We start from the raw sequence: 24,080 nt of genomic DNA, 5'->3' as shown, positions 1-24,080 counted from the left end.
TCCGCTTCGCTAGTTGACGGTGTATCCGAGGGACTTGGCCTTGTCGGTGATCGCCGTCTGCCAGGTGTCCAGGGTGTCGGTGAGGGTCTTGCCCGAGTTCAGGGCGGGGACCACCGTGGAGGAGTAGATCGCCTCCTGGCTGTACTGGGTGGCGGACCAGCCGGGCCAGATCAGTTCCGCGGCTTCCTTGAAGGCGGGGCCGATGTCGTTGGCGAAGTAGCCGGTGTCCAGCTGCTTGCCGAGCCACTTGCTGGCCGCCGGCACATACGCGGGGTAGGTGCCCGCGGTGGCCTGGTTGTCGTCGGAGGTCGTCATCCAGGTGACCAGGTCGGAGGCCGCCTTGAGGTTCTTGCTGTGGGAGGAGACGAACCACAGTCCGCCGCCGACGTTGCCGGTGTAGTTCTTGTCGTCGCCCTCGAACTTCAGCGGTGAGGCAGCGGCGATCTTTCCCTTGGGGATCTTGAATGTGGAGTTGAAGAGCACCTGTCCGTACCAGGACGGGCCGGGGAGCATGAGGACCTTGCTCGCCTGGTTCTTGATGAAGCCGGCGCTGAAGACGGTGTCTTTGGAGACCGAGCCCTTGGCGATCAGAGTGTCGAGGAGTCTCGCCATCCGTGTGCACTTGGCATCCTGCAGGTTCACGGTGACCTTCTTGGCACCGGTCGTGGTGCTGGCGGTGCACTGGCTCGCCCAGAAGTACACCTCAGGAGTCCAGGCGTCCCCGGCGGTCCCGATCAGGTATCCGGGGTGCTCCTTGGCGACCTTCTCGCCGAGAGCCTGATACTCCTCCCAGGTGGTCGGGACGGAGTAGCCCCACCTGCGCATGAGCACCTTGTTGTACCAGAGCACGTTCTGGGCCAGGTCGTTGCGCAGGCAGTAGGTGCCGCCGTTGAACTTGCAGGGGTTCAGTGCGCCGTACGCGAAGCCGTTCAGGGTCGACAGCGGGACCAGGCCCTTGTCGACGGGCGCGGCATAGGGCGTCTTACCCTGGGCGGCCCAGCTGCCGTCGTTGACGTTGGCGCTGAAGGCGACGTCGGGCCAGCCGCTGCCGGTCCGGTCGAACAGCTGCACCTTGGTCTGCAGGTCGTTGGCTCCGTTGGCGTCGCCGCTGTACGTGACGATCTTCATCTTCACGTCCGGGTGCGCCTTCTGGTACGCCTGCACGCCGGGCACACGGCCGGCGTCCGCCCAGACCGTGATCTCACTGCCTTTCTCCTGGGTCACGGGCTTGAAGGCAGCCGCGGAGGAAGTCGCCGCAGGGGTGGGGTCCGCGCTGCCGCAGGCAGCGAGCGCGAGCAGGGAGACGGCGCCCAGGACGGCGACTGCCGTGTGTCTGAGCTGGCGGCGCGAGGAAACCGGAACGTCGTTGTTCATGACTGACCTCAGATCTTGGGAAATGGCGCACAACAGGGAGAGGCGCCGCGTTCGGGGTGTTCGAGTCAGGCGGTCGGGCCTGCGGCTCCGGTCATCAGGCCCGGGGCGGAGTGACGGTCTCCTTGTCGACAAATCCCTGAAGGACGGGAGGATAATCCAAGCCCGCCGGAAGGGCGACGCCCGGACCGGTGGGGGCATGAACGAGGCCGTGGGCGCCGATGCCGCTCTCGCGGCTGATGGGATTGCCCATGACCAGCGACTCGTAGTAGGTGGTGTTGGAGATGGCCATGCACAGGTGCCGGTTGGGGATCTCCGGCCCGTGCACCTCGGCGCGCAGTCGGTAGGCGTCGGCGAGGTGGGCGGTGCGCATCGCGCCGGTGAAGCCGCCGCGCAGTTGGGTGGAGGCGCGGACTCCGAAGGTGGCGGCGCCGGCCTGGATGAAATCGGCCGAGTTCATGTGCGCCCCGTCGGAGGTCTCGGCCACGAGGAGGGGAACGGCCACCGCGTCGGCGAGGCGCTTGTACGCGGTGACACTGAACTCCCTCATCGGCTCCTCGTACCAGAGGTAGCCCGCGTCCGAGAGAGCGTGCCCGAGATGGATCGCGTCGGGGAGGTCGAAGCCCGCCGACCCGTCGAACATCAGCGGGACGTCGTCCCCCACATGTTCACGCAGGGCCACCGACAGGCGGGCGTCGCGGCGGGCGTCACCCCAGGCGTGGAGCTTGATGGCAGGGTAGCCGAGCTCCAGGGCCTGGTCGGCGATGTCCAGGTACTCCTCGATCGAGGAGTAGGTGACGGTGGAGGCGTAGGCGGGTATCGAGGTGCGGTAGCCGCCGAGCATCTGCCAGGTGGGCCGGTCGGCGAGTCGTCCGGCCAGGTCCCACAGCGCGGTGTCGACCAGCCCCAGCAGGTAGAGCGGTAGTTCTTCCGTGCGGTCCAGCTCCCACATGCGGTGCCAGAGCCATTCCCGCTGCAGGGGGTCCTGACCCACCAACTCCGCGCGCAGTACGCGGTCGAGCAGGTCCGCCAGGATGACCCCGCTGCCCCGCCGAGGGGACATCGCCACCCCCTCGACCCCTTCGTCCGTGCGGATGCGCAGGACCGCGGCCTCGCCATCGGACGGGCTGCCCAGGAGTCCGTCCCGCCAGACGAAGGGCGGACTGACTCCCGGCACCCGGACCGGATGGCACTCGACTTCGGTAATGCGCACGGTGTGCACCCCTTGCAACGGGAAGTACTGCTGCGAAATTTTCGTGTAACATAAGTCGTCATACGAATGCTGTCAAGAAGTTCCGCGCAGTAGACTCGCCGTCATCCGCACCAGCAAGGGGGGCACACATGGCCAAGGACAGCGTCGGCAGAGTAGGAGAGCCTCCCGTCCTCAAACCCTGGCCCAAGCGTCCGGCCCGACTGGCGCAGGCCGTCATGGAGAGCCTGACCGACACGATCGTGTCGGGCGCCATTCCTCCAGGGGCGACCCTGCCGGTCGAACCCGAGCTCTGCGAGACGTTCGGCGTCAGCCGCATCACCGTCCGCGAGGCGGTCAAGTCCCTGGAGGCCAAGGGGCTGGTCCTCGCCCGGCAGGGCTACGGCACCACCGTCACCCCGCCAGAGGAATGGAACCTCCTCGATCCCGTCGTGCTCGCCGCGACCGTCCAGCACGACGAGGAACTCGTCGTGCTGGACCAGCTGGTCGACATCCGGTCGACGCTGGAGGCCCAGATGACCGCCCAGGCCGCGGAGCTGGCCACCGACGACGACCTGCGAGCCATCGAGCGGCTGCTCGCCCGGCTCGACGAGGAGACCGCCGTTCCGGCACGCTTCATCGAGACCGATGTGGCCTTCCACGACCGGATCCTGCAGGCATCGCACAACAGGCTCGGCCGTTCCATCATCCGGATCCTCCACGCCCAGGCGCGCACGACGTACCTGTACAACGGCACACCGGACGAGACCGCGTGCGAGCGGGCCAACGCGGAGCACCGCGCAGTCGCCGAGCGGCTACTGGCCCGGGACTCCGACGGGGCCGCGCAGGCCATGGCGGCACACATCCAGACCGCCTGGAGCCGCCGCCGCTTGCCGAACGTGAGCTCCACCGCCTCCTGAGCCCCTGCTTCCTGAGCCCCCGCCTCCTGAGAGCGCGCCCGCGCTGAACTTGCCCCCGAGCCGACAGGCCGGGGGCGTTCGCATGCCCGGGCCGACTACGGCCAACTTCGGCCGAGTCGGCATGCGCGAGGTATTGACGAAATTCATATGACGTCTAATGTTACAGCACTATTTCCCTTCCCCTCCTGTGCCTCTGGGCTCCCCCCTGCCCCCACGGGCACCGCAGGCCCCTCTGAACCACCCGGAAGGTGTCACGTGCGAACAGCCCGCATCCGTCCCTCGGTTGCCAACCGGCTCAGATCATGGTTGGCCACAGCCGCCGTGCTCACCGCCTCGACCGCCGCGGTCCTCGTCCAGGCCGGCCCCGCCTTCGCGGCCGGCACGACGCTCTACGCCTCGCCGAGCGGCTCCGGCACCACCTGCTCCGCGAGCCAGCCGTGCTCCATCACCCAGGCCAAGACCAACGTGCGGGCGCTCAACAGCTCCATGGCGGCCGACATAACCGTCGAGCTCGCCGACGGCACCTACCGGCTGACGGCACCGCTCAGCTTCACCTCCGCCGACTCCGGCACAGGCGGCTTCACGGTGACCTGGAAGGCCGCGCTCGGCGCCCACCCGGTCATCACCGGCGCGCAGAAGGCCACCGGCTGGACCGTGCAGGACTCGGCCAAGAACATCTGGAAGAGCAACGTCGGCACAGGCTTCGACACGCGCCACCTCTCCGTCGACGGCGTCCTGGCCACCAGGGCCCGCACCGCGGTCACCCGCTCGGACCTGACCGCGACCACCAGCGGCTACACCTTCACGAACAGCTCGCTGAGCTACCTCAACAGCCTCGCGCAGCCCGGCCGGACCGAGATCCACGGCATCGGATCCTTCACCGACCGCTACGCCCCGGTGACCGGCATCAGCAGCGGCACCATCACCATGGCCCAGCCCTCGTGGAACAACAACACGTTCGGCTACGACACCCTGACCAGCCCCTTCCGGGCCGGCCCCCTCTACATCGAGAACGCCTACGAGTTCCTCGACGCGGCCGGCGAGTGGTACCTCGACACCACAACCGGCACCCTGTACTACAAGCCGCTCTCCGGGCAGGACATGAGCACGGCCGACGTCGAGGTGCCGAAGCTGCAGTCGCTCATCAACGTCGGAGGGACCTACTCCTCACCCGCCACCCACATCGCCTTCTCGGGCCTGCAGTTCTCAGGTACCAGCTGGCTGGACCCCACCACCGGCGGCTACGCCAGCCAGCAGACCGGCGCGTACCTCACCGGCACCTGGGACCGTCCGTCGGACGCGCTGACCTCGTGCCGGAGCGGCTGCCCCCTCTTCGAGGCGACACGCCCTCACTGGGAGCAGATGCCCTCCGCCGTCCAGGTCTCGGCCGCCGACCACATCACGTTCACCGGTAACCGGTTCACCCAGCTCGGACAGAGCGGCCTCGGTATCGGCAACGACGCCAACGCCCACACCACCGGCGTGGGACTCGGCGCCGACACCGTCACCGCGACCGGCAACGTCTTCACCCAGGACGCGGGCGGCGGCATCGCCGTCGGCGGCCTTCAGGCGGACGCGCACCACCCCAGTGACAGCCGGATGACCAACAAGAACATCACACTGAGCAACAACCTCATCCATGACGTGGCACTGGAATACCGTGACATGTCGGCCATCCTCGTCACCTACGTGAACGGCGCGACCGTCTCGCACAACGAGGTGTACAACCTGCCCTACTCCGGCCTCACCATCGGCTACGGCTGGGGCACCAACGACATCGGCGGCAGCCAGGACTACGTCAACCGGGGCCTGTACAACTACCAGCCCACCTACACGACCGCGACCACCGCCGCCAACAACCACGTCACTGACAACTACATCCACGACATCATGCAGCAGATGACCGACGGCGGCTGCATGTACACCCTGTCGGCGTCACCGGGCAGCACCTTCGAACGCAACTACTGCCACACCAACGGCGGTTACTTCGGCTTCTACCACGACGAGGGCTCCCGGAACTTCACGGACACCAACAACGTCTTCCGCAACACCGGCAGTTGGGGCCACGAGAACAGCAGCTCGACCAACAACACCGGCGCCCTGACCCTCACCGACAACTGGACCAACAACAGTTCCGCGAACATCACCAACACCAACGGCCGCGGTGACGTGGTCAGCGGCACCGTCGTCGTCAGCAACGGGAACTGGCCGTCAGGCGCCAGGACGGTCATGGACAGTGCCGGCATCCAGCCGCTGTACCGTCCGCTGACCACCGACCCGGTCAGCTCGCCCTACAGCGCCTACTCCTCCACTGCGGCCAACACCGGCCAGAGCGGCGGCCGATTCACCATCACCGACGCGGGTGCGGACATCTGGGGCGCGGGCGGACAGCATGACGACGCCTATGGCACCGTCTACCAGGCGGGGGCAGCTGTCGACGGCACCTCGGTGACCGCCCGGGTCGACAACGTGGACAACAGCAACGGGTGGGCCAAGGCCGGCGTCGTCCTGCGCAACGACCTCACGGACGACGGCTCCTCCGCCGGATACGCGACGGTGGTGGTGACCCCGAACAACGGCGTCAGCTTCCAGCGGGACTCCAACGCCGACGGCTACCTCGACCAGCTCACGTCCACCGCCGTCACGGTCAAGGCACCGGTCTGGTTGCGGCTCACCCGCACCGCCACCCAGGTGTCCGCCTACTACTCCACCGACGGATCCACCTTCACCCAGGTCGGCTCGACGGTGACCCTGCCGTCCATGGCGACCACCCAGGATGCCGGCGTCATCCACACAGCCCACAACACCACCGCCGGCAGCGCGACATTCAGCAACCTGCAGATCGTCACCTCCCCGTACAAGGCATACAGTTCGATACCGGCCGCCGTCAGTCAAAGCGGCGGAGTCACCTCCCTGACCAACGCGGGCATCGACATGTGGCGCTCCGGAACGGCATACGACGACGAGTACTCCGCCGCCTACCGAACGGGGGCCGCTGGAACGTCCTCAACCGTCACCGTCCGCGTCACCAGTCAGGACAACACCAACAGCTGGGCCAAAGCCGGCCTCATGCTGCGAAACAACATCGCCTCCGCCGGCTCGTCCGCCGGATACCTCGTCCTTGCCACCACCCCCGGCAACGGAATCGCCCTGTCGTCGGACTCCAACGGTGACGGCTACCTCGACACCAACACCATCAAGGCCGGAAGCTTCACCGCCGCCCCGGTCTGGCTCCGCCTGGTCAGAAGCGGCACGTCGGTCACCGGCTCCTACTCCGCCGACGGCACCACCTGGACCACAGTCGGCACCGCGACCCTGACCGGGGCGAACAGCACCCTGGACGCGGGCATGTTCTCCACGGCCCACGCCGGAACCATCGGCACCGCGACCTTCAGCCAGTTCTCCGTCAGCTGACGATCTCCACCGCTCGCGGCCGGGCCGACGCCACGTTCTCCGTCTGGTAGTGAGCCACCGGGGCCCGCACAGAGAAGGGCGCCGTTGGACGGCTGACGCCCTGCTGCCACCGATGTCCTGGAACACCATCACCATCCCGCTCGCCCCCTGAGCGGCACCTGGGGCCGCTCGCCCCCTGAGCGGCCCCAGGATCCCCCTCCCACCACTCGACCCGTACCCCCGCACCATCCCCGTACCTCAGAGGCGAGACCATGCCCGACACCACATCGCCCCGCACATCGCCACCGCGCGCCCGATGGCGGACCACCCTCGTCACGCTCCTGACCCCGCCCGGCGGCCTCGCCGCCCTGCTTGTCCCCGCCACGCAGGCACACGCGGCCACGGTGACCTTCACGACGGGTGCCGACCGGACCCACCAGAACGGCAACACCCTGCAGTTGCACGGGCTCGGCATCATCAAGGTCGGCAGCACCTGGTACGGCTTCGGCGAGGACAAGACCGGCAAGGCGTCGGGGAACACCTCGTTCGAAAACATCACCTGCTATACCTCTAACGACCTCGGCAACTGGACCTACCAGCGTCAGGCCCTGAGCCGGCAGACCAGCGGTGACCTTGGCCCCAGCCGCATCGTGGAGCGGCCGAAGGTCATCTACAACAAGTCGACCAGCACGTACGTGATGTACATGCACATCGACAGCACCAACTACGCCGAGGCCAGGGTCGGTGTGGCCACGAGCAGCACGCCGTGCGGCCCGTACACCTACCGGGGAAGCTTCCGGTCGATGGGCAACCTGAGCCGTGACATCGGCCTGTTCCAGGACACCGACGGCACCGGCTATCTGCTGAGCGAGGACCGCAACAACGGCCTGCGCATCTACAGGCTCTCCGCCGACTACCTCTCCGTGGACAGCGCGGTGGCGGTGCTGGCCAGCGGCGGCAGCAGTGGCAGCGTCGAGTCGCCCGCCATGGTGAAGATCAACGGCATGTACTACGTCTTCGGCTCCCACCTGACGGGCTGGAGCCTGAACGACAACGTCTACGCCACCGCCACATCGCTGAGCGGATCGTGGTCGGCGTTCCGGAACTTCGCAGCCCCCGGCACCCGCACCTACGGCAGCCAGACGGTGAACGTCATCACGGTCCAGGGCACCGCCGGCACCACGTACATCTACGCCGGTGACCGCTGGGACACCTCCAACCTGGGTGCGTCGAAGCTGATCTGGCTGCCGCTGACCATCCGGGGCACGACGGCGAACCTCGGTCAGTACCCGGCCTGGTCCCTCGACGTGGACGCGGGCACGTGGACGGCCGGCAGCGGGCCCGTCGGAGGGGGTCCACACCCTGAAGAACGTCGGCAGCTCCATGCTGATGGACGTGTCGAGCGGGTCCACGGCCAACGGCGCCAAGATCATCCAGTGGCCGTCCGCCGGCAGTACCAACCAGCAGTGGACCTTCACCCAGGTGGCGGACAACATCTTCACGCTCAGAAGCGTCAAGAGCGGCCTGTGCCTGGACGTCCCGAGCAGGTCGACCACCGCCGGCGTCCAGTTGCAACAGTGGACCTGCAACGGCCAGACGAACCAGCAGTGGGCCCTCGACCTGACCGGCAGCTACACCGGCAGCACCTACATGCTGGTGGGCATCGGCAGCGGCCTGCACATCGGCGTCGCAGGCTCCACCACCCAGGGAGCGGCGGTGGACCAGGAGCTCGGCGGCAGCGCGAGCGTCAACAGCGAGACCTGGACTCTCTCCTGACCGCATGCCTCGGCGACCCCGCCACCGAGCGGGCCGCCGGGGCACGTCCCCTACGGGGGATCACCTCACGGGCCGGTGCGGACCGGGAACGTTGTCCGCTCGCCTGCCAATGACTCCCCACACATCCCAACTCCCCCATTACGTATAGCCCTCAGCAGACAAAGGAGTTTGCGTAGTGGACTGGACCACTCCATGGATCGCAGGTGCCCACCGGCACATCCAGCACCTGTACGGCGCCTGGCCGCTGCACGAGATCAACCCCGAGGACGAGTCCTCCCTCGTCAGCCCGGCGCTCAAGGCACTCGACAAGCGCGGCGACCTCGGTGACAGTCGCCTCCTTTCCACGCGGAAGAGCCGCACGTCCCCACCCAGCAAAGAAGGGCCGCACATGCACACCTCCCGAAGACTCGCCGCCAGACTCACGGCCACGGCATCCGCCACCTGTCTGGCCGCTGTCGGACTCACCCTCGTCCCGGCGGCAGACGCCTCGGCCGCGGGCGCGCCGCAGGGCGGCCACGTCTACTCCCTGACGGCAGCCAACAGCGGCAAGAACGCCGCCGTGCAGTCGGACTCCCTGGCCAACGGCGCGGCGGTCGTGCAGAAGACGGTCTCCGGCGGCCCCGGCCAGCTTTGGGAGGCGGTCGACCACGGCGACGGCACCTTCTCGCTGGTCAACATCAACAGCGGCAAGTGCATGGACCAGAACGGCTCCACGAACGCGGGAACCGCGATCATCCAGGGGCCCTGCACCGGCTCCAGCACCCAGAACTGGACCTTCAGCGGTTCGGCAATCGTCTCCGCCCGCAGCGGCCTGTGCCTGGACGTCAACGGCGGCTCCACCGCGGAGGACCGCGCGATCATCCAGTGGACCTGCAAGAACACGGCCAACCAGCAGTGGAGCCTGACCGAGCGCCTGCGCTCGGCGACCTGGGGCCCGGCCATGGTCAGCGGCGGCCAGACCTTCACCGAGCAGACCATCCGGATGGTCGTCCACAACAACACCTCCGGCGCGGGGCTGCGCATCCGGCTGTCCAACCTGCGCAGCACGACCGCCCTCTCGGTCGGCGCCGTCACGGTGGCCGTCCAGTCCAGCGGCGCCACCGCGGCCGCGGGCACCACACACACCGTCACCTTCGGCCGGTCGGCCACGCCGACCATCCCCGCGGGGCAGGAACTGACCAGCGACGTCATCCCGATGCCGGTCGTCGCGGAGCAGAACCTGCTGGTGAGCGTCTATCTCCCGGGCACCACCGGTGCCTCGACCTACCACTACGACGCCCACCAGACCTCGTACCTGTCCGCCGCGGGCACCGGCAACCACGCCGCCGAGGAGGCCGCGACGAACTTCGCCACCACCACGGCCCGCTGGTTCTACGTCGCCGGACTCGACGTCGTGTCACCCACGGCCAAGGGAACCGTCGTGGCCATCGGCGACTCCATCACCGACGCCTCCATCACCACCTCCAACGCCAACCAGCGCTGGCCCGACTACCTCGCCCGGCGGCTGCAGGCCGAGTCCGGCGGCCAGCGCCTCGGCGTGGTCAACGCGGGCATCGGCGGCAACCGGGTGGTCACCGACAGCCCGTCCGCGCCGCAGGGCATCGCGGCCGTGACCCGGTTCTCCCACGACGTCCTGACCCAGCCGGGAGTGAGGAACGCCATCCTGCTGGAGGGTATCAACGACATCGGCAACACCAGCGTCACCGCCGACCAGATCATCGCCGGCTACCAGACCATGATCAACCAGGCGCACCAGGCCGGTGTCCGGATCCTCGGTGGGACGATCCTGCCGACCTCCGTGCTGTCCACCGACAGGGCCGCCATCCGCGCCCAGGTCAACGACTGGATCCGGACCAGCGGCGCGTTCGACGCGGTGATCGACTTCGACGCGGCGCTCCGGGACCCGGCCAACCCGGCGCAGCTGCTCCCCGCCTACGACGGCGGCGACCATGTGCACCCCAACAGCGCGGGCACGCAGGCCATGGCCAACACGGTGAACCTCGCGCTGCTCACCTCCTGAGCGGTGTCCACCTCCCGGACGGCATAGTTCCGTTCCGCGCCCCCTCTCCGCGTACGGGGCACCGGACGGAACGGCCCGTCATCCGTGCGCCTGCGGGCAACTGCTGCCGACGATGACGGCCAAGGCATACCGGCTCCCTCAAGGCCATCATGGAGACCGCCGTGGACGACGAGCTGATCACACGCAAATCCTTGCCGCAGCTCCGCCTCGGGATCAAGGGGTGGAGCATCATCTCGTCGGTAAGGTACTCCGCTGTGTGTAGGTTCCATCCTCGTGGCTGAACTGGGCGGACGCGGCTGCTGCCCTGGTACGCGTCTAACTCATCGACTTCCAGGGGCCATTGAGGGGCCACAAGGACAGGAACACATCGACAAGCACCACACAGGACTGACACGGATCGGCGCGTCTGACCTGGGAAAACGGCAAAGATGAACGTTGATCGGCAAGGGCCGCCAAGATCCCCAATGGACTCATAATCCGTCGGCCGTGGGTTCGAGTCCCACCCGCCCCACTCTGCATTACCCACGCAGAATCGTTCTGACCAGCAACTTCGCTGGAGGGTCGGGCGAGTTGAGGGTCCTGGCGACCTCGTCGTGATCATGATTTCATGATCGTCTGGACAGATTCTGGACGCCGATTCCGGTCAAGTCGGGCATGGCGCCTATGCATTATTTCGTGTCGACGTCGAGCAGGTCTTCGCCGCCTCGCCCCGTGGCGGGAAGCGGTCCATGGGAGCGCCCCGACATCCAGCGCACTTCCCTCGCGTGGTCTGTTTGTGATCGACGACTGCGCCAATGTTGGTGATGTATCTTGGGTGCATACATCGTGGATGTTGGAGGTGTCCGATGTCCGTCACGCAGATTGATCTCGACGACGAGGCGCTGGCCGAGGCCATGCGGCTCATGGGCGTTACGACGAAGAAGGAGACCGTCAACACGGCCCTTCGGGACTACGTGGCGCGGATCAAGCGGCTTGAGGCTGCGGAGAAGCTGGCCGCGAGGGGTGCGCGTGGAGAGTTCGAGCAGGCCGCGGCGGCGCATGACGCGGAGAAGCGTGCGCGACGCGAGGCCTTCGAGTGATCACGTATCTGGTGGACACCTCGGCTCTGTGGCACCTGTTTCGCACCCCCGGCGCATTGCGGCCCTGGGAGGGACACATTGCCGCCGGGGTGTTCCACCTCTGCGAGCCGACACGTGCCGAATTTCTCTACTCGGCAACCAGTCCGTCCCATCGGGATGAGCTGGCGGAGGAACTGGACGCGCTCTGCTTGCTCTCTCCGGTTCCGAAGAACGCCTGGCGTTGGGTCGACACCGCCCAGTACAAACTGACCCAGCGGGGCCAGCATCGGGCGGCTGGGGCGATCGATCTGTTGGTGTGTGCGACAGCTGTGCACCATGGGCACACCGTTCTCCACGTGGACAACGACTTTGTGACCGTGGCCGGAGTCCTTAAGGAAGTGCAGCAGCGAGACGCACGAGCCTGATCTTCTGAGGCAGGATCACGTCTGTCGGCTTCTGACCTCGGTGATCGATGTCTCCGGGGCGCATCAGTGGTCCTTCCACTACACCGGCAATAAAAAGCGGAGCTATCCCGCCTGCGCGAGGCCTACCCGAACTCCGCGAGACACGGGACTGTCAAACAAGCACGTCTTACAGTCCCCGCCTCCGTTACGCGGACCGGCGCGCAGCGGCGGCCACGACGACGCCAGCGCCTCAGGGCCGGACCTCGGTCCCCTCGTCACCTTGGTGTCCGGCGAGACAGCCTGACCGTGTCGTCGGCTCCGTCTGCGGGCGATGCTCTCCTGCGGCATGTTGGCACGCTCGACGATGCCTTCGAGGATGACGTCACCGCCACCCGTGACCTGCTGACGCCGGACGATCCGTGGAACGACTGATCCTGGACACCGGCGTGTTGATCGCGATCGAGCGCCGCAAAGTCTCCCTCGACCAGGTGCTGGCCGACGACGACCCGGCGATCGCCGCCATCACGGCGGCGGAGCTGCTCCAGGGCGTGGAACTGGCGGACGACACCAATCGGGTCGCCCGCCAGTCCTTCGTCGACACCGTCCTCGCCACCATCCCGGTCGAGGAATACACCGTGGATGTGGCTCGCGCGCACGCGCGGCTGCTCGCCCACGTCCGCAGAGCCGGCCAGCCTCGGGGCGCGCACGGCCTGATCATCGCGGCCACCGCGCTGACCACCGCCCGCGCGGTGGTCACCCACGACAAGCGGGCACGCTTCGACGACCTTCCCGGCGTTCGGGTGCGTCAGTTGTGACGGGTCTTGAACGATAGGCCGTTGACAGGCGGCCGGGAGTTTCGCCCTCGTTCTCGACGGGTTCTCCGGCGAGTTCGTGGATGCGGCGCATGGCGGCCTGCCTTCGACGGCAGGGGTGGCCTACTCCAGCGGCTTCTCGTCGCGGAAGCGCCGCAGTACGTTGCCTGTGATCTTCGCGATGTTGTTGTCGTACCCGTTGTGGGACAGCGACCCGGTCCAGGCGATGGATCCGACCGAGAAGAATCCGCCGCCGCCCTCCAGCGCGCAGTAGACCATGTCCGAGCGGACCGCCGGCTGCTCGGTTCCGCCCATTCCCGGGAGCATCTCGAAGATCTCCTCGGTCACCAGCAGATAGTTGTCGGAGAAGGGCCCGGAGGTGGCCAGGACCAGGGCTTCGGGCGGCGAGCCGAGCGCAGGGTTCCAGCAGTCGATCTCGGCGCCGGCCGCGCCGCCGCCGACGATGCCGAAGTCTCCCAGGAGCTCGTTCTCGCCGACGCCTTCGAAGACGAAGGCCGCACGCGGGTCGTGGCTGTCCGCAAGGCGCTCGTAGTAGGTGCAGCGGTCGAAGCCCTGGGCCGCCATGCCGACTCCCACCAGACGCTGCGGGGCCTTGCCCTTGTTGCGCCACAGGCCGCTGGCCTCGCCCGAGGTGGTGTGGCGGCGTTCGGCGAAGGGCGACTGGTGGGGGCGGGTGCCGCCGTCGGCCCGGCGCAGCTCCATCAGGTGCGGGGCGTCGGGGTCGTAGGAGGCGGTCGCGAAGAACCCGTTGCCCCCCAGGTACATCAGTCGGCCGCCGCTTGCGGTGAACTCCTCAAGGGCGTCGAGCTCGCGCCGCGTGACGTATTCGGGGTGGCTTCCGGTGATCACGACGCGGTAGTCGCGCAGCAGGTCGTGGCCTTCCCGGTCGAGGTCCTCGTCCGTGAGGGCGTCGAACTCGCACTCAGCGGTCTCCAGCCAGTGCACGAGGGACAGGTCGGCGGGCAGGCCCCAGGGGCCTTCGCTCATGAACGAGGCGCGGTACCGCGGCTGCAGGCTGATCAGCGGACGGCGGACGCTGCCGAACACCACGCCGGACCCGTCATTGTGGATCTCGTAGAGGGAACGGCCGAACTCGGGGTGGTCCTGCAGGACCAGGTCTTCCTTGTGGACGATGGGCGTGTGCCCGAGGAGCATCTCCATGCCGTCCGCCTCGAACGCGATCCGGTCGTTGGCATACGCCAGGTAGGTGGCCGTGGGGAACAGGACGGCGACGTCCTTGCGGCGGCGCCCCGGCCCGACGAGGAAGGGCACGTGCTGCTCGATGCCCTGGGCCCGCAGCCGCACCGCGTAGACGCCGCTGGGCAGGTCCTCGGGCACCTCGAAGGTGAACGCCGCAGGCCACTGGGCGTCAGCGATGTCGTCGTCGTGGAAGTGGATGGCGTCGAACTCATCGGGCGCAAGCCGGAAGTCCTCCACGACACCTTGGAACTCGGGCCCGGTGACGCCCCGGACGGGCGCGTTGACGCAGCGGCCCTGCAGCATGTGAGGCCCCTCGTCGACCACATCCCACAGCAGCAGCCCGTCGGGGCGCCGACTGCGGCCGAAGTGCCAGGCAGCCACCGGTTCGCGCGCGTCGTCGGTGGCGCGTTTGACGCGGATGCCACCGATCTTCCCGTTGAACACGGTCGCCGCGAGCAGCCGGTCACCATCCCTGCGAGCCAGCGCGCCGATACGGAACGGCATCGAGGAAGCCGTCCGGACTGCCGAGGCGGCTGCAGTCGCCTGCTCGGGTACGGCGGCTGCGGCGGCCGGTGCCACCCGGTCCGCGCAGTGGTCCAGCGGGGCCTGCCGCAGGGTGATCTGCCCCGCCGAACTTGGCAGTTCGACCTCCAGCCGGTACCACTGGTGGGCCGTCAGCTCCTGTTCCAGGGTGAGGGTTCGCCGCTGACCGTCCTCGCTCCATACGAGGGACGGCTTGCCGTCGTCGAGCAGCAGGGCCCAGCCGGTCATGGTCGCCTCGTCCCAGGTGCCCATGACCGCCTGGCGCTCGCCGGTGAAGCCGACGGAGCTCTGGCTGACCCGATAGGCGCCCAGGCTCCCTGAACGGTTGTCACGGGGAAGCGTCGGGAAGACGGCGGCGCGGATGACCAGCGCGTCGGGGTTCGCCAGCAGGCCCCTCGGGTCAGGGACTTCGACGTAGGAGCCGGGCTGGCAGGCGTAGTACTGCCCCGAGTACGTCCCATCGATGGTGGAGGGGACCTCGGCCTCCAGGAAACCCGGCCCCGCCTGCCCGTCGTAGCCGTGTCGCAGGCGTACCAGGGCGGCGTCGTAGGCTGACGCGCCTTCACAGCTGATGTGGAACGACAGTTGCTCGCCGGGACGGGCGGAGAAGCGATCGGTGTAGCCGAAGACGTTCTGGGTTGTCGTGCGGTCGCTGGGGAGTGGCATGACCCTCCTCGTTCCTTTCTAGTTCTGCAGTTCCGCGACACGCGCGGTGAAGATGTACCGCATGGCGTCTTCGAAGTCCTCGAAGGACTGCTCGGTCAGGAGCAGATTGCCGGGCATGCCCAGGACGATCTGCGCCACGTGCCACGGGCCGTCGGGGCCTTCGGAGAAGACGATGTGCTTGCCGGAGACGGGCAGGCTGCGCAGCGCCCGCAGTACGCGTTGAGTGCGGTCGTCGTGTGGTCCCAGCGGAGCCGCGTCATGGGCAGCGACGACCTCGTCGGTGCACTCCTTGCGCAGGCGTTTTTCGCTGCGCAGACGGAACACTTCGAGCAGCTCGGCCGAGCGGTCTGCACTGGTGCGCATCAGTTCACCTCCTGCTGCGGGAACACCGTTGCGGTGCGACGGGACAAGGACGATGGACTCACAGGAGTGTGCCTTTCTTGTGCTGAAGGAGCTCGCGAGCGCCGGGCAGCGACTGAGGCGTTCGCCTCGATGTGACGGTGTCTCTCGCCGATGCCTGTGCTGCCCGGCGGTATGCGCGAGTGCGGTCAGGCGTCGGAGCCACCGAGTGCACGGCCGGTGAGCTTGAAGTACGCCGCCACACCGAGGCCGATGACGAGCCAGCACGAGCCGACGACCTTGGCGTTGGAGTCCGCGTTCCACAGCGCGACCAGGAGGAGCGCGGCGCCGAGGATCGGGGAGACCCAGTGGACGAAAATGCGGCGGCTTCCGCCTCGGACGACGAAGTGGGTGAAGACGCTGACGTGGAGGAGGACGTAGGCGGTGATCGCGCCGAAGGTCACCAGGGTGGTCAGCAGTCCCGACTGCTCCACGCCGAGGATGCCGACTCCCACCGACAGGAGTGCGATGAAGATCATCGCGTTGAAGGGGACCTGGTGTCTGTCGCTGACCCGCGACAGGAACTTCGGCAGCTGCCCGTCGCGGGCCATGCTGAAGACCAGGCGGGCGGAGGTGGCGTTGGAAGCGATGGTGTTGGCGAAGATCGCGATCAGGGCGGCGGTCAGCAGGACGACCGTCTTGAACCAGCCCGCCATGGCCGTGCCCACCACGTTGTAGAAGGCGTTGTTGACCGGGTCGCCGTCGGCGAATTCCGTCCCGCTCGGGACCAGGAGGCCCGCCACGAAGACCTGCACGACGAACAGCGCGGTCACCTGGTAGAGGACGATCATGGTGGCCTTGGAGACGGTTTTGCCGCCGCCCTCGGCTTCCTCGTTCAGTGTGGAGATCGCGTCGAACCCGATGTAACTGAGGGCGGCGACCGGAACTGCACCGAGGACCAGGGACCAGGAGCCGCCGTCGGCGGGGACGAACGGGCCGAGCGACAGATGGGCCCGGCCCTGGAGGATGAGCACGGCCGCCCAGACCAGGAACACGGCCAGCACGACCAGCTGGACGTAGAGGAAGATCTTGTTCATCGTCGCGGTGACGCTGACGCCCATGATGTTGATCAGGGCGGTCGCGGCGACGAAGATCACCACCCAGATCCAGGCGGGCACCCAGGAGACCACTCCGGTCATCGCGCTGGCTGCGAAGACGCACAGCAGCGCGGGCAGCAGCAGGTAGTCGAGCAGGATGGCCCACCCGGAGACAAATCCCAGGAAGCGGTTGCTGCCCATCCGCACGTAGCTGTAGACCGAGCCGGCGACCGGGAACCGGACCGCCATCTCCTTGTAGCTGATGGCACTGAACAGCATCGCGATCGCAGCCACCACGTACACCGCGGCGACCGCGCCGGCGGACATGTTGTAGACGATGCCGAACACCGCCACGGGGGCGAGCGGCACCATGTAGATCAGGCCATAGATGACGACGTCAGCCAGGCTGAGCGTGCGGGCGAGCTCCTGCTCGTAACCGAGCTCGTGCAGCCGGTCGCTGTCGTCATACGCGCCGTCAGGACTTTCGGGCACTGCTTGCCGAGCTTCTGGAACGTTCATGGCCGGGCCTCCTGAGGGATGAACGAGCCCCGGTCGGCTGTCGGTGCCGTGGGCGGCAACAGCGGGGAGGACGCGGGGATCGGCAACAGCCGGCTCGGCGGGTGGGGGCCGCCTTCAGCGCGGGCTTCTCTTCACCTCGAATATGGCTTTCGGCCACCTTGCACCTCAATACGCATTCCTACCGACAGCGGTGGTCAGCGGTCCAGGCGCAGAATCCCGTCGCGCAGGGCCGACGCCACCGCGCCGGCGCGCGACGGCTGCCCCATCTTGTGGAGGATCCGCTCCACGTGCGTGGTCACGGTGCGCAGGGAGACGTTTCGTTGCGATGCCAACTGCTGGTTCGAGAACCCCGCCGCCATCCCGTTCAGGATGTCGTACTCGCGCGGCGAGAGAGAATGGGGCAGGCTGGCCGCAGGAAGCTCCTGCACCAGTACGGCCGGTTCCGGCCGTCCCAGCGGATCGGCCACCTTCAGGACCTGCAGCGTAAGCCACCCTTCGGTCGACGCCTGCAGCCCGGTGGTGGCGACCTGCGGCGAGGCCATGAAGCGGTGCAGGAAGCTGTTGAAGTCGGGCCGCGTGGGCGCGAGCGCCGGGGCGCACGACTCGACGGCCCAGGCACGGCCGGTGTGGTCGATCAGGGTGGCGTTCGCTCCCGAGGGTATGGAGCTTCCGGTGGTCTGCCGTCGACCCACGTCGCACATCCGCGCCAGCGCGGGCGCCAATGCCTTGAGGAGTTCGGCCGCGTCATCACGGAACGCGCCGCGCGCCGCCGCGGAGAAATGCAGCATGCCCGTGTACACCCCGCTGTCCGAGAAGAGGCACGCGGTCATGCCGTCTTCGAAGCCGGCAGGTCCGAGCACCTCTCGGTACATCGGGGAAACTCGGTAGTCGCCCGGCATGTCGTCGATCCGCATCGGCAGGTGCCGCTCCCGGACCGGCCGGTTCTCAGCACTCGCCGCATAGCGGTCACCCAGTGCGGCAACCGTTTCGTCGCCGTAGGTGACCGCAGCGAGCGCGCGGTGCGCATGGTCCATAGGGTCCCAGAGCAGGAGGGCGCCGGCGTCGTGATGAGTCACCGGCTCAAGCAGCCTCAGTACCGTCATCGCGGCCTCGTGCCGGTCACGGGCTCCGGCTGCATAGGCAGCCTCGGCCAGAACCCGGGTGTGGGATGGCTTCATCAGCGGATCCCTCTCGAAGCTGGGCTACCCCACCCCACGATAGCAACCTCTTCTCGGGCTCTGAGGAGGAGAGCTGCGGCCGCGGTTGCACATCGCGCTCGCGGTGACCGCCTGAGGAGAGGAGTCGGCTGGCCCTGCTCTGCGGGTGGGCGACGCTGCTGACTGTCACCCAGCCGTGCGCGGATTTCATCGCCGTCCGGGAGCTCCGGCGAGGTGAGCAGAGAGATGTTCAGCAGGTGCGCGTCCCAGCACGGTTGGGCCGTGATCCACGAGACCGGGCTGGCTGTCGGCCAGGGACCCGTGCCGCGACCCGCGCCTCCGGGATCGTCGGCGGGTCCGGCCGGGGACCCGCCTCCTGTCCTGGTCCTGCGGCCGTCTTGGGACGCACGCCCGGCACGGGAAACCCCGGACAGAAGGGCAGCTCTCCGGCCTTCTGCCCGGGGTCGGCCGTGTGGATCAGCGATGCCGGGTGGGCGTCCGCTCTCAGCCCTGGGCGTTGATCTCCGCATCGGCGACGGCGATGGCGACGCCGAGTGCCGTGGCGATGTTGCCCGCTGCCGTCATGACTCGGGCGGTGCCCACGATGGGCGCGATGGCGACCAGGACGTCCTGAAGCTGCTCTGCGGTCATGCCGGTCTTGAGGGCGGGGTCGATATGGGCCGCGTAGGAGATCGGCGGGGCGTCCGAGGCGGCGAGTGCAGCGATGCGGGTGAGCAGAAGCATGTCCGGGGCCAGCCCGCATCGCTCGATCGAGTCGACCGTCATGGCGGCGAGGGTGTCCAGGACAGGGGTGTCGGATGCTGTGGACATGGCGCATGCCTTCCTGAGTGCATCTGCGCTGATAGGGGGGTCAGGCGGAAGAACGGAATTCCGCGGGAGACGGGGGTCCTCTCAACCGTAGAACCGATCCCGGCCCCGCGCACAAGGGGTGATCGCGCGTCCTGACAGCCCCCGCTGCTCCGGAGGGGAAGCCGCGGCCGTGGCGGGACGCTCGGTGGCGCTGAATGAGGTGACGGACCAACCGCGGAACTGCCCCGGTGTGCTAAACAGGAAGTAACCAAAGGGGCATTTTGCAGCAGCTCACGCTCGGAATCATGTCGCAGACCCGCAAGGAAAACGAGCATCGTCTGCCCGTTCACCCCGCCCATTTCGACCGCATCGACCCCGCTCTCCGCAAGCGCGTCTACCTCCAGGAAAACTACGGAGAGTATTTCGGCGTCCCGGACAGCCGGCTCGCCCCGTTCGTCGCGGGTTTCCGCTCGCGCGAGGAACTCGTCGCCGAATGCGATGTCATCCTGCTGGCCAAACCGCTCCACCAAGACCTTGCGGAACTGCGCGAGGGTCAGGTTCTGTGGGGCTGGCCGCACTGTGTCCAGGACGAGAAGGTCACCCAGATCGCCATCGACCGGCGGCTGACCCTGATCGCCTTCGAAGCGATGAACCACTGGACCCGCAGCGGCGCCTTCAACCTGCACGTCTTCCACAAGAACAACGAACTGGCCGGGTACTCCTCGGTCCTGCACGCCATGCAGCTGACCGGCGTGACAGGCGACTACGGGCGGCGGCAGCGCGCGGTAGTCATCGGCTTCGGTGCGACCGCCCGCGGCGCGGTGACCGCGCTCAGCGCCCTGGGCGTGCATGACGTCGACGTGCTCACCGCGCGTGGCGTCACCGCCGTCAGCTCGCCCATCCACTCCGCGCGGATCGTCCACTTCGACCACGACAAGGCCGACGACACCCTCGATCCGCGACGCAGTGTCGCCCTCACCGAGGACGGGCCGATGCCGCTGGCCGACTTCCTCGCCGGGCACGACATCATCGTCAACTGCGTGCTCCAGGACACCGACGCGCCACTGATGTTCCTGATAGACGAGGACCTGCCCAAGCTGGCCCCGGGCACCCTGGTCATCGACGTCTCCTGCGACGAGGGCATGGGTTTCGACTGGGCCAGGCCCACCACCTTCACCGATCCGATGTTCACCGTCGGCGACCAGGTCAGGTACTACGGGGTGGACCACAGCCCCTCCTACCTGTGGAACTCCGCGACCTGGGAGAACAGCGAGGCGCTCCTGCCGTATCTGGACGTCGTGCTCCGGGGCGCCGACGGCTGGGACGCCGACGACACGATCCGGCAGGCCATCGAGATCCGTCGGGGCGTCGTCCAGAACCCCAAGGTGCTCGCCTTCCAGCACCGCACCGCGCAGTACCCGCACGCCCAGGAGGAGACCCGGGACACCCAGGAGGAGACCCGGGCGGCGCCACGGCCGTAGCGGCGGGGCCGTGGCGGCGGGGCATCCGGCGTTCAGCCGTCCTGCGGCCCGCCGTGCCGAGTCGCCGCGCGGCGGGGCGTCTTCCGCGCCCGGCCGCGCTTCCTGCGGGGAACCGACGAATCCGGTCCCGGGGCAGCCGTCCCGAAACGGCCGTAGTGGAAGGCGGCGATGCGGTCGCCGTGCTGTGCGTTGAGCAGGTGGATGAGGAACGCCCCGACAGCGATCATCGCGAGGATCACGACCACCGCCACGAATGTCTCCACGGCCCTCACCTCCCCATCGGCTGATACGGCAGCGGGGCGGTCACCGCCGGAATCCGCGGACGTGCGGCCGGATCGCCGGCCGCGTGTCCGCCTTCGGAGTCCCAGGCAGCTTCCACGGCCCGGTCGGTCTCGGACACCGTCCGCAGACGCGCCGCCTCCTCCATCAACCCACTCGCGGTCGACGTGCCGAGCGGGTCGCTGGCGGCGGCCAGCAGCCAGGCGGCTGTGACGGGAGGCGTCGTCGGCGGGACCACCAGGAGGTTCCAGCGGCCCGTGCGGTAGGAGAGCAACAGCAGTTCGTGCGGGTCCTGCTCGGCCAGGAACCATCCCACCTTCACCACATGCCCGGCGACGGGCACATTGTGCGGGACGACCGGCCAGTGGGTGGGATTCACCGTGACCCGGGTGATCCGCCCCCACAGCGGGTCCAGTACGGCGGTCAGAGAGGGGAGTTCCGCCGCCAGATCGCGGGAGCGGGGCCACCAGGCGCCGTCCAGCAGAGCCGGCGGGGGACCGAGGGGAGCCAGCGACAGACGGAGCGGGGACGAGGAGGAACGGTCTTCGGCTTCGGCTGTCGGCGGGAGGGAAATGATCGCGGTCATGACGCGAACCCTGCCCCGAGCCGACCGTGGTCGGCCCGGCGTATTCGATCGCCGAAAACGACACGGCACGAAAGCCGGTGTGCGGAATATCCTCGGTGATTTCAGCGTACTCCCCGGGCAAGCCGAACGGACCGGACGGTCAACGGGGCAACAGCCCCACGCGTCCTTACCTGGAACCGTCGGAATCAGCGGCGCGCCGTCGGATTCAGCGGCGCGCCGTGGGAATGCGACCGCCGTGGTCAGCGCCCTGGGCGGCAGCGCCCTGCCGATCCTGGTCGTCTCCGCGTCACGCCTGACCGTCCGCCGCGGCCGCCATGAGCGGTTCCGCGGACTCCTCGGTGGTGTCCGGCGGCACGACCAGCAGGTCCCAGCGCCCCCGGCCGGGCGCGAGCAGGACGATGGTGTGCGCGGCGGATGCCGTGAGGGAGCTGTGCAGCTGGACGACCTGGTTGGAGACGAGCATCCGGCCGGGCATCGAGGGCCAGGTCGTCCCGTTGACCGTGACGCTGGTGATGTGCCCCCACGCGCGCGGCAGCCCCGCGAGCAGCCGGGGGAGTTCGGCAAGCAGGTCGTACGAACGGGGCCACCACGCTCCGTCGATGGGCCGGGGCATACGGCCATGAGGTGCCAGGCGCAGGCGGAGGAGGGGATGGGAGGGAAGCCGGGGTTGCCGTGCGGTGGTCATGAGGGCTCCTGCCAACTGCCGTGCATGGACGAGTGGTTGATGTCAGGCGCGGCGGGCGCTGGTGGGGTCCGCGTGGTGGAGGTTGTGCCGGCTCTCGCCGAACGGACGACCATCGGGGCCGGTCCGAGTTCCGGCATACGGAAACTGCTCCTCCTCGTCACGGTACTCCCGCCCGTGTAACAGCCGCGCCCATTCGCCGGCGGCCTCGCACCCCCGTCGACGAAACGCCTTCCAGAGCACGGTCATCCCGGCACCGGCACCGGCCTGGTCCGACGGCAGCCGTGGCGGACCGTTGTCAGGTCTTCGGCGCTGCCCGGTCGGTGCCGGTGTCGATGAGGATCTGTTCCGCCTGCGTGATGTTGTCGGCGCGGACGGCTTCGGCCATCGCGGCGCGGGCCGCCTCGGGCGTCGCGTGCGGCGGGACCACGAGGAGGGAGAAATGGTCCTGATCACCCCGGGTGACGAGGACGGTGTCGTCGCCGACCGGGAAGGAGTCGATGTGGACGACGCGGTCACCGATGAGCAGTCGCGTCGGCAGCGCGTCCCAGGCCCCTGCGTCCAGGCCGACGCGCGTGATCGGCCCGAGGTGCTCGGTCAGTGCGGCGATCAGGGCGGGAAGTTCGGCTGCGATGTCACGGGAGCACGGCCACCACGCCCCGTCGAGAACGCCCCGGCGGTCGTGAGTCGTCTCCAGCCGTACGAGAGCCGTCCCGGGTTTCGCCACCTGGTGGACGGCGTCCGGCAGGAGCTTGCTCACACGCGGGGAACCGGAGTCGGGCATGGCACTCGCCTGTCTGCGGGAGAAACGGAGTGGCTTCCTCGTTTCACGGTACTCCCGGTTTCACGCCAGTCCGCGGCCACCGCCCACGGCAGTCGGGAAGCTCACTGGTGGAACAGGAGGGACCCGTCTCCGGCTCACCATGGACACCACCAGCGCGGCAGAACCTTCGCGATCCTGGCTGGAGATCTTCGGGAGCGGCCCGTTCGGCCTCTTCGGGGAGTAGCGTGAAGCCATCGGGAGCACTTCGTGCACCGGGCCCCGATCCCGGTGTCGTTCCTGGTGAGCGACGACACCGGACAACTGCCCACGCGCAGAGGTCCGGGGACGGGTTCGCATGATGTCCGCGATCACCGACCATCCGGCGCTGCGGGCCGCGCCCTTCAGGGTGCCGACCGCGCGCCTCGCCCTCAAACCCGTGAGCCTCTCCCCGGGACAGGTGGAGCTGGACGGCGCCTGGTGGCCCCGCTCACGTGACCTGAGCGACGAACTCCCCGCGTTGGCCGACGTACTGGACCCGCTGTGGGGACGGATCACCCGTATCGCCGTCAACGCCCGCTACTGGCCGAACCTCCCGCAAAGGATCTTCGTCAACGGCCATGTGGTGAAGGTCGGTTGGTTCACCTCGGAGCTGGACCCGCACAAGATCCTTCTGCTGTCCGGAACGTCGGGCCGCTGGGACCTCCTGGTGATTCCCCCGGAGACCACCGCCCCCTCGGCCGCCCGGCTGATGGCCGCCGCAGGCGCGAGCACCGCCCCGCAGTCGACCGCGACCGCTCTCATGGCGGCGGAACAGACCGACGACCCCTCCACCCTGTACGGCACCGGCACCGACACCGGTATCGATGCCGACACCGATACCGGCATCGGCACCGCCGCGGGACGGCCCGGCCGGCCGGCGGCGGAGATGTGGCCATCCCAATCACCGCCCCGGCCATGACGAGGCGGCCCGCCTCGCCCAGCCCCGCTGGAAACC

20 protein-coding genes and 1 pseudogene are annotated in these 24,080 nt (G+C 68.3%); 10 read left to right on the top strand and 11 right to left on the bottom strand.

Features of this window, described 5'->3' with window-relative positions; genetic code table 11:
• Positions 1-9: 9 nt before the first annotated feature.
• Positions 10-1,374, bottom strand: coding sequence for an ABC transporter substrate-binding protein (locus OOK07_RS13290; protein ID WP_266796600.1), 1,365 nt, complete (start codon positions 1,372-1,374; stop codon positions 10-12).
• 94 nt (positions 1,375-1,468) lie between these two features.
• Positions 1,469-2,584, bottom strand: coding sequence for an enolase C-terminal domain-like protein (locus OOK07_RS13285; protein WP_266796598.1), 1,116 nt, complete (start codon positions 2,582-2,584; stop codon positions 1,469-1,471).
• Positions 2,585-2,712: 128 nt separating this feature from the next.
• Here OOK07_RS13285 and OOK07_RS13280 point away from each other — a divergent pair, with 128 nt between their 5' ends.
• The 8 genes and pseudogenes from OOK07_RS13280 to OOK07_RS13245 all read left to right on the top strand — a co-directional run bounded on the left by OOK07_RS13280 (position 2,713) and on the right by OOK07_RS13245 (position 12,946).
• Positions 2,713-3,480, top strand: a complete 768-nt coding sequence (locus OOK07_RS13280) for a FadR/GntR family transcriptional regulator (RefSeq protein WP_266796596.1) — start codon at positions 2,713-2,715, stop codon at positions 3,478-3,480.
• 306 nt (positions 3,481-3,786) lie between these two features.
• Entirely contained in the window at positions 3,787-6,894 is a 3,108-nt protein-coding gene (locus OOK07_RS13275) for a DUF1349 domain-containing protein (RefSeq protein ID WP_266796594.1), read from the top strand.
• Between the two features lie 251 nt (positions 6,895-7,145).
• Positions 7,146-7,907: pseudogene (locus tag OOK07_RS13270) on the top strand (family 43 glycosylhydrolase); the annotation flags it as partial.
• A 349-nt stretch (positions 7,908-8,256) separates the two neighbouring features.
• The gene (locus OOK07_RS13265; protein WP_323183039.1) at positions 8,257-8,649 is read left to right on the top strand and encodes an RICIN domain-containing protein; all 393 of its coding nucleotides are present in this window, start codon (positions 8,257-8,259) and stop codon (positions 8,647-8,649) included.
• A 175-nt stretch (positions 8,650-8,824) separates the two neighbouring features.
• Positions 8,825-10,669, top strand: coding sequence for an RICIN domain-containing protein (locus OOK07_RS13260; protein WP_266796592.1), 1,845 nt, complete (start codon positions 8,825-8,827; stop codon positions 10,667-10,669).
• 845 nt (positions 10,670-11,514) lie between these two features.
• The gene (locus OOK07_RS13255) at positions 11,515-11,748 is read left to right on the top strand and encodes a type II toxin-antitoxin system VapB family antitoxin (RefSeq protein ID WP_019067000.1); all 234 of its coding nucleotides are present in this window, start codon (positions 11,515-11,517) and stop codon (positions 11,746-11,748) included.
• Complete coding sequence (locus OOK07_RS13250; protein WP_266796589.1) at positions 11,745-12,152, top strand: PIN domain nuclease; 408 nt, start codon at positions 11,745-11,747, stop codon at positions 12,150-12,152. The genes OOK07_RS13255 and OOK07_RS13250 overlap by 4 nt, the downstream gene beginning before the upstream one ends.
• 398 nt (positions 12,153-12,550) lie before the next feature.
• Positions 12,551-12,946 (top strand): PIN domain-containing protein, encoded by a 396-nt coding sequence (locus OOK07_RS13245; RefSeq protein WP_266796586.1) that lies wholly within the window; start codon positions 12,551-12,553, stop codon positions 12,944-12,946.
• 120 nt (positions 12,947-13,066) lie between these two features.
• Here the strand turns inward: OOK07_RS13245 and OOK07_RS13240 are convergent, their stop codons facing one another.
• From OOK07_RS13240 to OOK07_RS13220, 5 genes are all read right to left on the bottom strand, one after another.
• A complete protein-coding gene (locus OOK07_RS13240; protein WP_266796584.1) occupies positions 13,067-15,373 on the bottom strand; it encodes a N,N-dimethylformamidase beta subunit family domain-containing protein in 2,307 nt (768 codons plus the stop codon).
• Positions 15,374-15,391: 18 nt separating this feature from the next.
• Positions 15,392-15,736, bottom strand: a complete 345-nt coding sequence (locus OOK07_RS13235) for a N,N-dimethylformamidase alpha subunit family protein (protein ID WP_266796582.1) — start codon at positions 15,734-15,736, stop codon at positions 15,392-15,394.
• Positions 15,737-15,921: 185 nt separating this feature from the next.
• A complete protein-coding gene (locus OOK07_RS13230) occupies positions 15,922-17,301 on the bottom strand; it encodes an APC family permease (protein ID WP_266796580.1) in 1,380 nt (459 codons plus the stop codon).
• Positions 17,302-17,522: 221 nt separating this feature from the next.
• Entirely contained in the window at positions 17,523-18,506 is a 984-nt protein-coding gene (locus OOK07_RS13225; RefSeq protein WP_266680021.1) for a response regulator transcription factor, read from the bottom strand.
• A gap of 483 nt (positions 18,507-18,989) precedes the next feature.
• Entirely contained in the window at positions 18,990-19,316 is a 327-nt protein-coding gene (locus tag OOK07_RS13220) for a carboxymuconolactone decarboxylase family protein (RefSeq protein WP_266796577.1), read from the bottom strand.
• A gap of 260 nt (positions 19,317-19,576) precedes the next feature.
• On the opposite strand from OOK07_RS13220, the gene OOK07_RS13215 reads away from it, so the two are divergent.
• On the top strand, positions 19,577-20,776 hold the full coding sequence (locus OOK07_RS13215; RefSeq protein ID WP_266796575.1) for a N(5)-(carboxyethyl)ornithine synthase: 1,200 nt from the start codon (positions 19,577-19,579) through the stop codon (positions 20,774-20,776).
• A gap of 32 nt (positions 20,777-20,808) precedes the next feature.
• Here the strand turns inward: OOK07_RS13215 and OOK07_RS13210 are convergent, their stop codons facing one another.
• The 4 genes from OOK07_RS13210 to OOK07_RS13195 all read right to left on the bottom strand — a co-directional run bounded on the left by OOK07_RS13210 (position 20,809) and on the right by OOK07_RS13195 (position 23,107).
• Positions 20,809-21,039, bottom strand: a complete 231-nt coding sequence (locus tag OOK07_RS13210; protein ID WP_266796573.1) for a hypothetical protein — start codon at positions 21,037-21,039, stop codon at positions 20,809-20,811.
• Positions 21,040-21,044: 5 nt separating this feature from the next.
• Positions 21,045-21,641, bottom strand: a complete 597-nt coding sequence (locus OOK07_RS13205; protein ID WP_266796572.1) for a DUF5994 family protein — start codon at positions 21,639-21,641, stop codon at positions 21,045-21,047.
• 286 nt (positions 21,642-21,927) lie between these two features.
• Positions 21,928-22,326, bottom strand: a complete 399-nt coding sequence (locus tag OOK07_RS13200; RefSeq protein WP_266796570.1) for a DUF5994 family protein — start codon at positions 22,324-22,326, stop codon at positions 21,928-21,930.
• 295 nt (positions 22,327-22,621) lie between these two features.
• Positions 22,622-23,107 (bottom strand): DUF5994 family protein, encoded by a 486-nt coding sequence (locus tag OOK07_RS13195; protein WP_266796568.1) that lies wholly within the window; start codon positions 23,105-23,107, stop codon positions 22,622-22,624.
• Between the two features lie 334 nt (positions 23,108-23,441).
• On the opposite strand from OOK07_RS13195, the gene OOK07_RS13190 reads away from it, so the two are divergent.
• Positions 23,442-24,044 carry a DUF5994 family protein gene (locus tag OOK07_RS13190; RefSeq protein ID WP_266796566.1) on the top strand — a complete coding sequence of 201 codons (603 nt, stop codon included), beginning with the start codon at positions 23,442-23,444 and terminating at the stop codon, positions 24,042-24,044.
• The last annotated feature ends 36 nt before the right edge of the window (positions 24,045-24,080 follow it).

The sequence above is a fragment of the Streptomyces sp. NBC_00078 genome (assembly GCF_026343335.1).
Classification (GTDB): Bacteria; Actinomycetota; Actinomycetes; order Streptomycetales; family Streptomycetaceae; genus Streptomyces.
The sequence above is the reverse complement of the archived record's forward strand: the minus strand, read 5'-3'. Positions and strand labels throughout refer to the sequence as shown.

What these genes read in the sequence shown, in the direction of transcription:
- OOK07_RS13290 (WP_266796600.1), bottom strand. Translation starts at nt 1,374, where the DNA reads ATGAACAACGACGTTCCGGTTTCCTCGCGCCGCCAGCTCAGACACACG.
- OOK07_RS13280 (WP_266796596.1), top strand. Translation starts at nt 2,713, where the DNA reads ATGGCCAAGGACAGCGTCGGCAGAGTAGGAGAGCCTCCCGTCCTCAAA.
- OOK07_RS13265 (WP_323183039.1), top strand. Translation starts at nt 8,257, where the DNA reads ATGCTGATGGACGTGTCGAGCGGGTCCACGGCCAACGGCGCCAAGATC.
- OOK07_RS13255 (WP_019067000.1), top strand. Translation starts at nt 11,515, where the DNA reads ATGTCCGTCACGCAGATTGATCTCGACGACGAGGCGCTGGCCGAGGCC.
- OOK07_RS13240 (WP_266796584.1), bottom strand. Translation starts at nt 15,373, where the DNA reads ATGCCACTCCCCAGCGACCGCACGACAACCCAGAACGTCTTCGGCTAC.
- OOK07_RS13235 (WP_266796582.1), bottom strand. Translation starts at nt 15,736, where the DNA reads ATGCGCACCAGTGCAGACCGCTCGGCCGAGCTGCTCGAAGTGTTCCGT.
- OOK07_RS13225 (WP_266680021.1), bottom strand. Translation starts at nt 18,506, where the DNA reads ATGAAGCCATCCCACACCCGGGTTCTGGCCGAGGCTGCCTATGCAGCC.
- OOK07_RS13220 (WP_266796577.1), bottom strand. Translation starts at nt 19,316, where the DNA reads ATGTCCACAGCATCCGACACCCCTGTCCTGGACACCCTCGCCGCCATG.
- OOK07_RS13205 (WP_266796572.1), bottom strand. Translation starts at nt 21,641, where the DNA reads ATGACCGCGATCATTTCCCTCCCGCCGACAGCCGAAGCCGAAGACCGT.
- OOK07_RS13200 (WP_266796570.1), bottom strand. Translation starts at nt 22,326, where the DNA reads ATGACCACCGCACGGCAACCCCGGCTTCCCTCCCATCCCCTCCTCCGC.
- OOK07_RS13195 (WP_266796568.1), bottom strand. Translation starts at nt 23,107, where the DNA reads ATGCCCGACTCCGGTTCCCCGCGTGTGAGCAAGCTCCTGCCGGACGCC.
- OOK07_RS13190 (WP_266796566.1), top strand. Translation starts at nt 23,442, where the DNA reads ATGATGTCCGCGATCACCGACCATCCGGCGCTGCGGGCCGCGCCCTTC.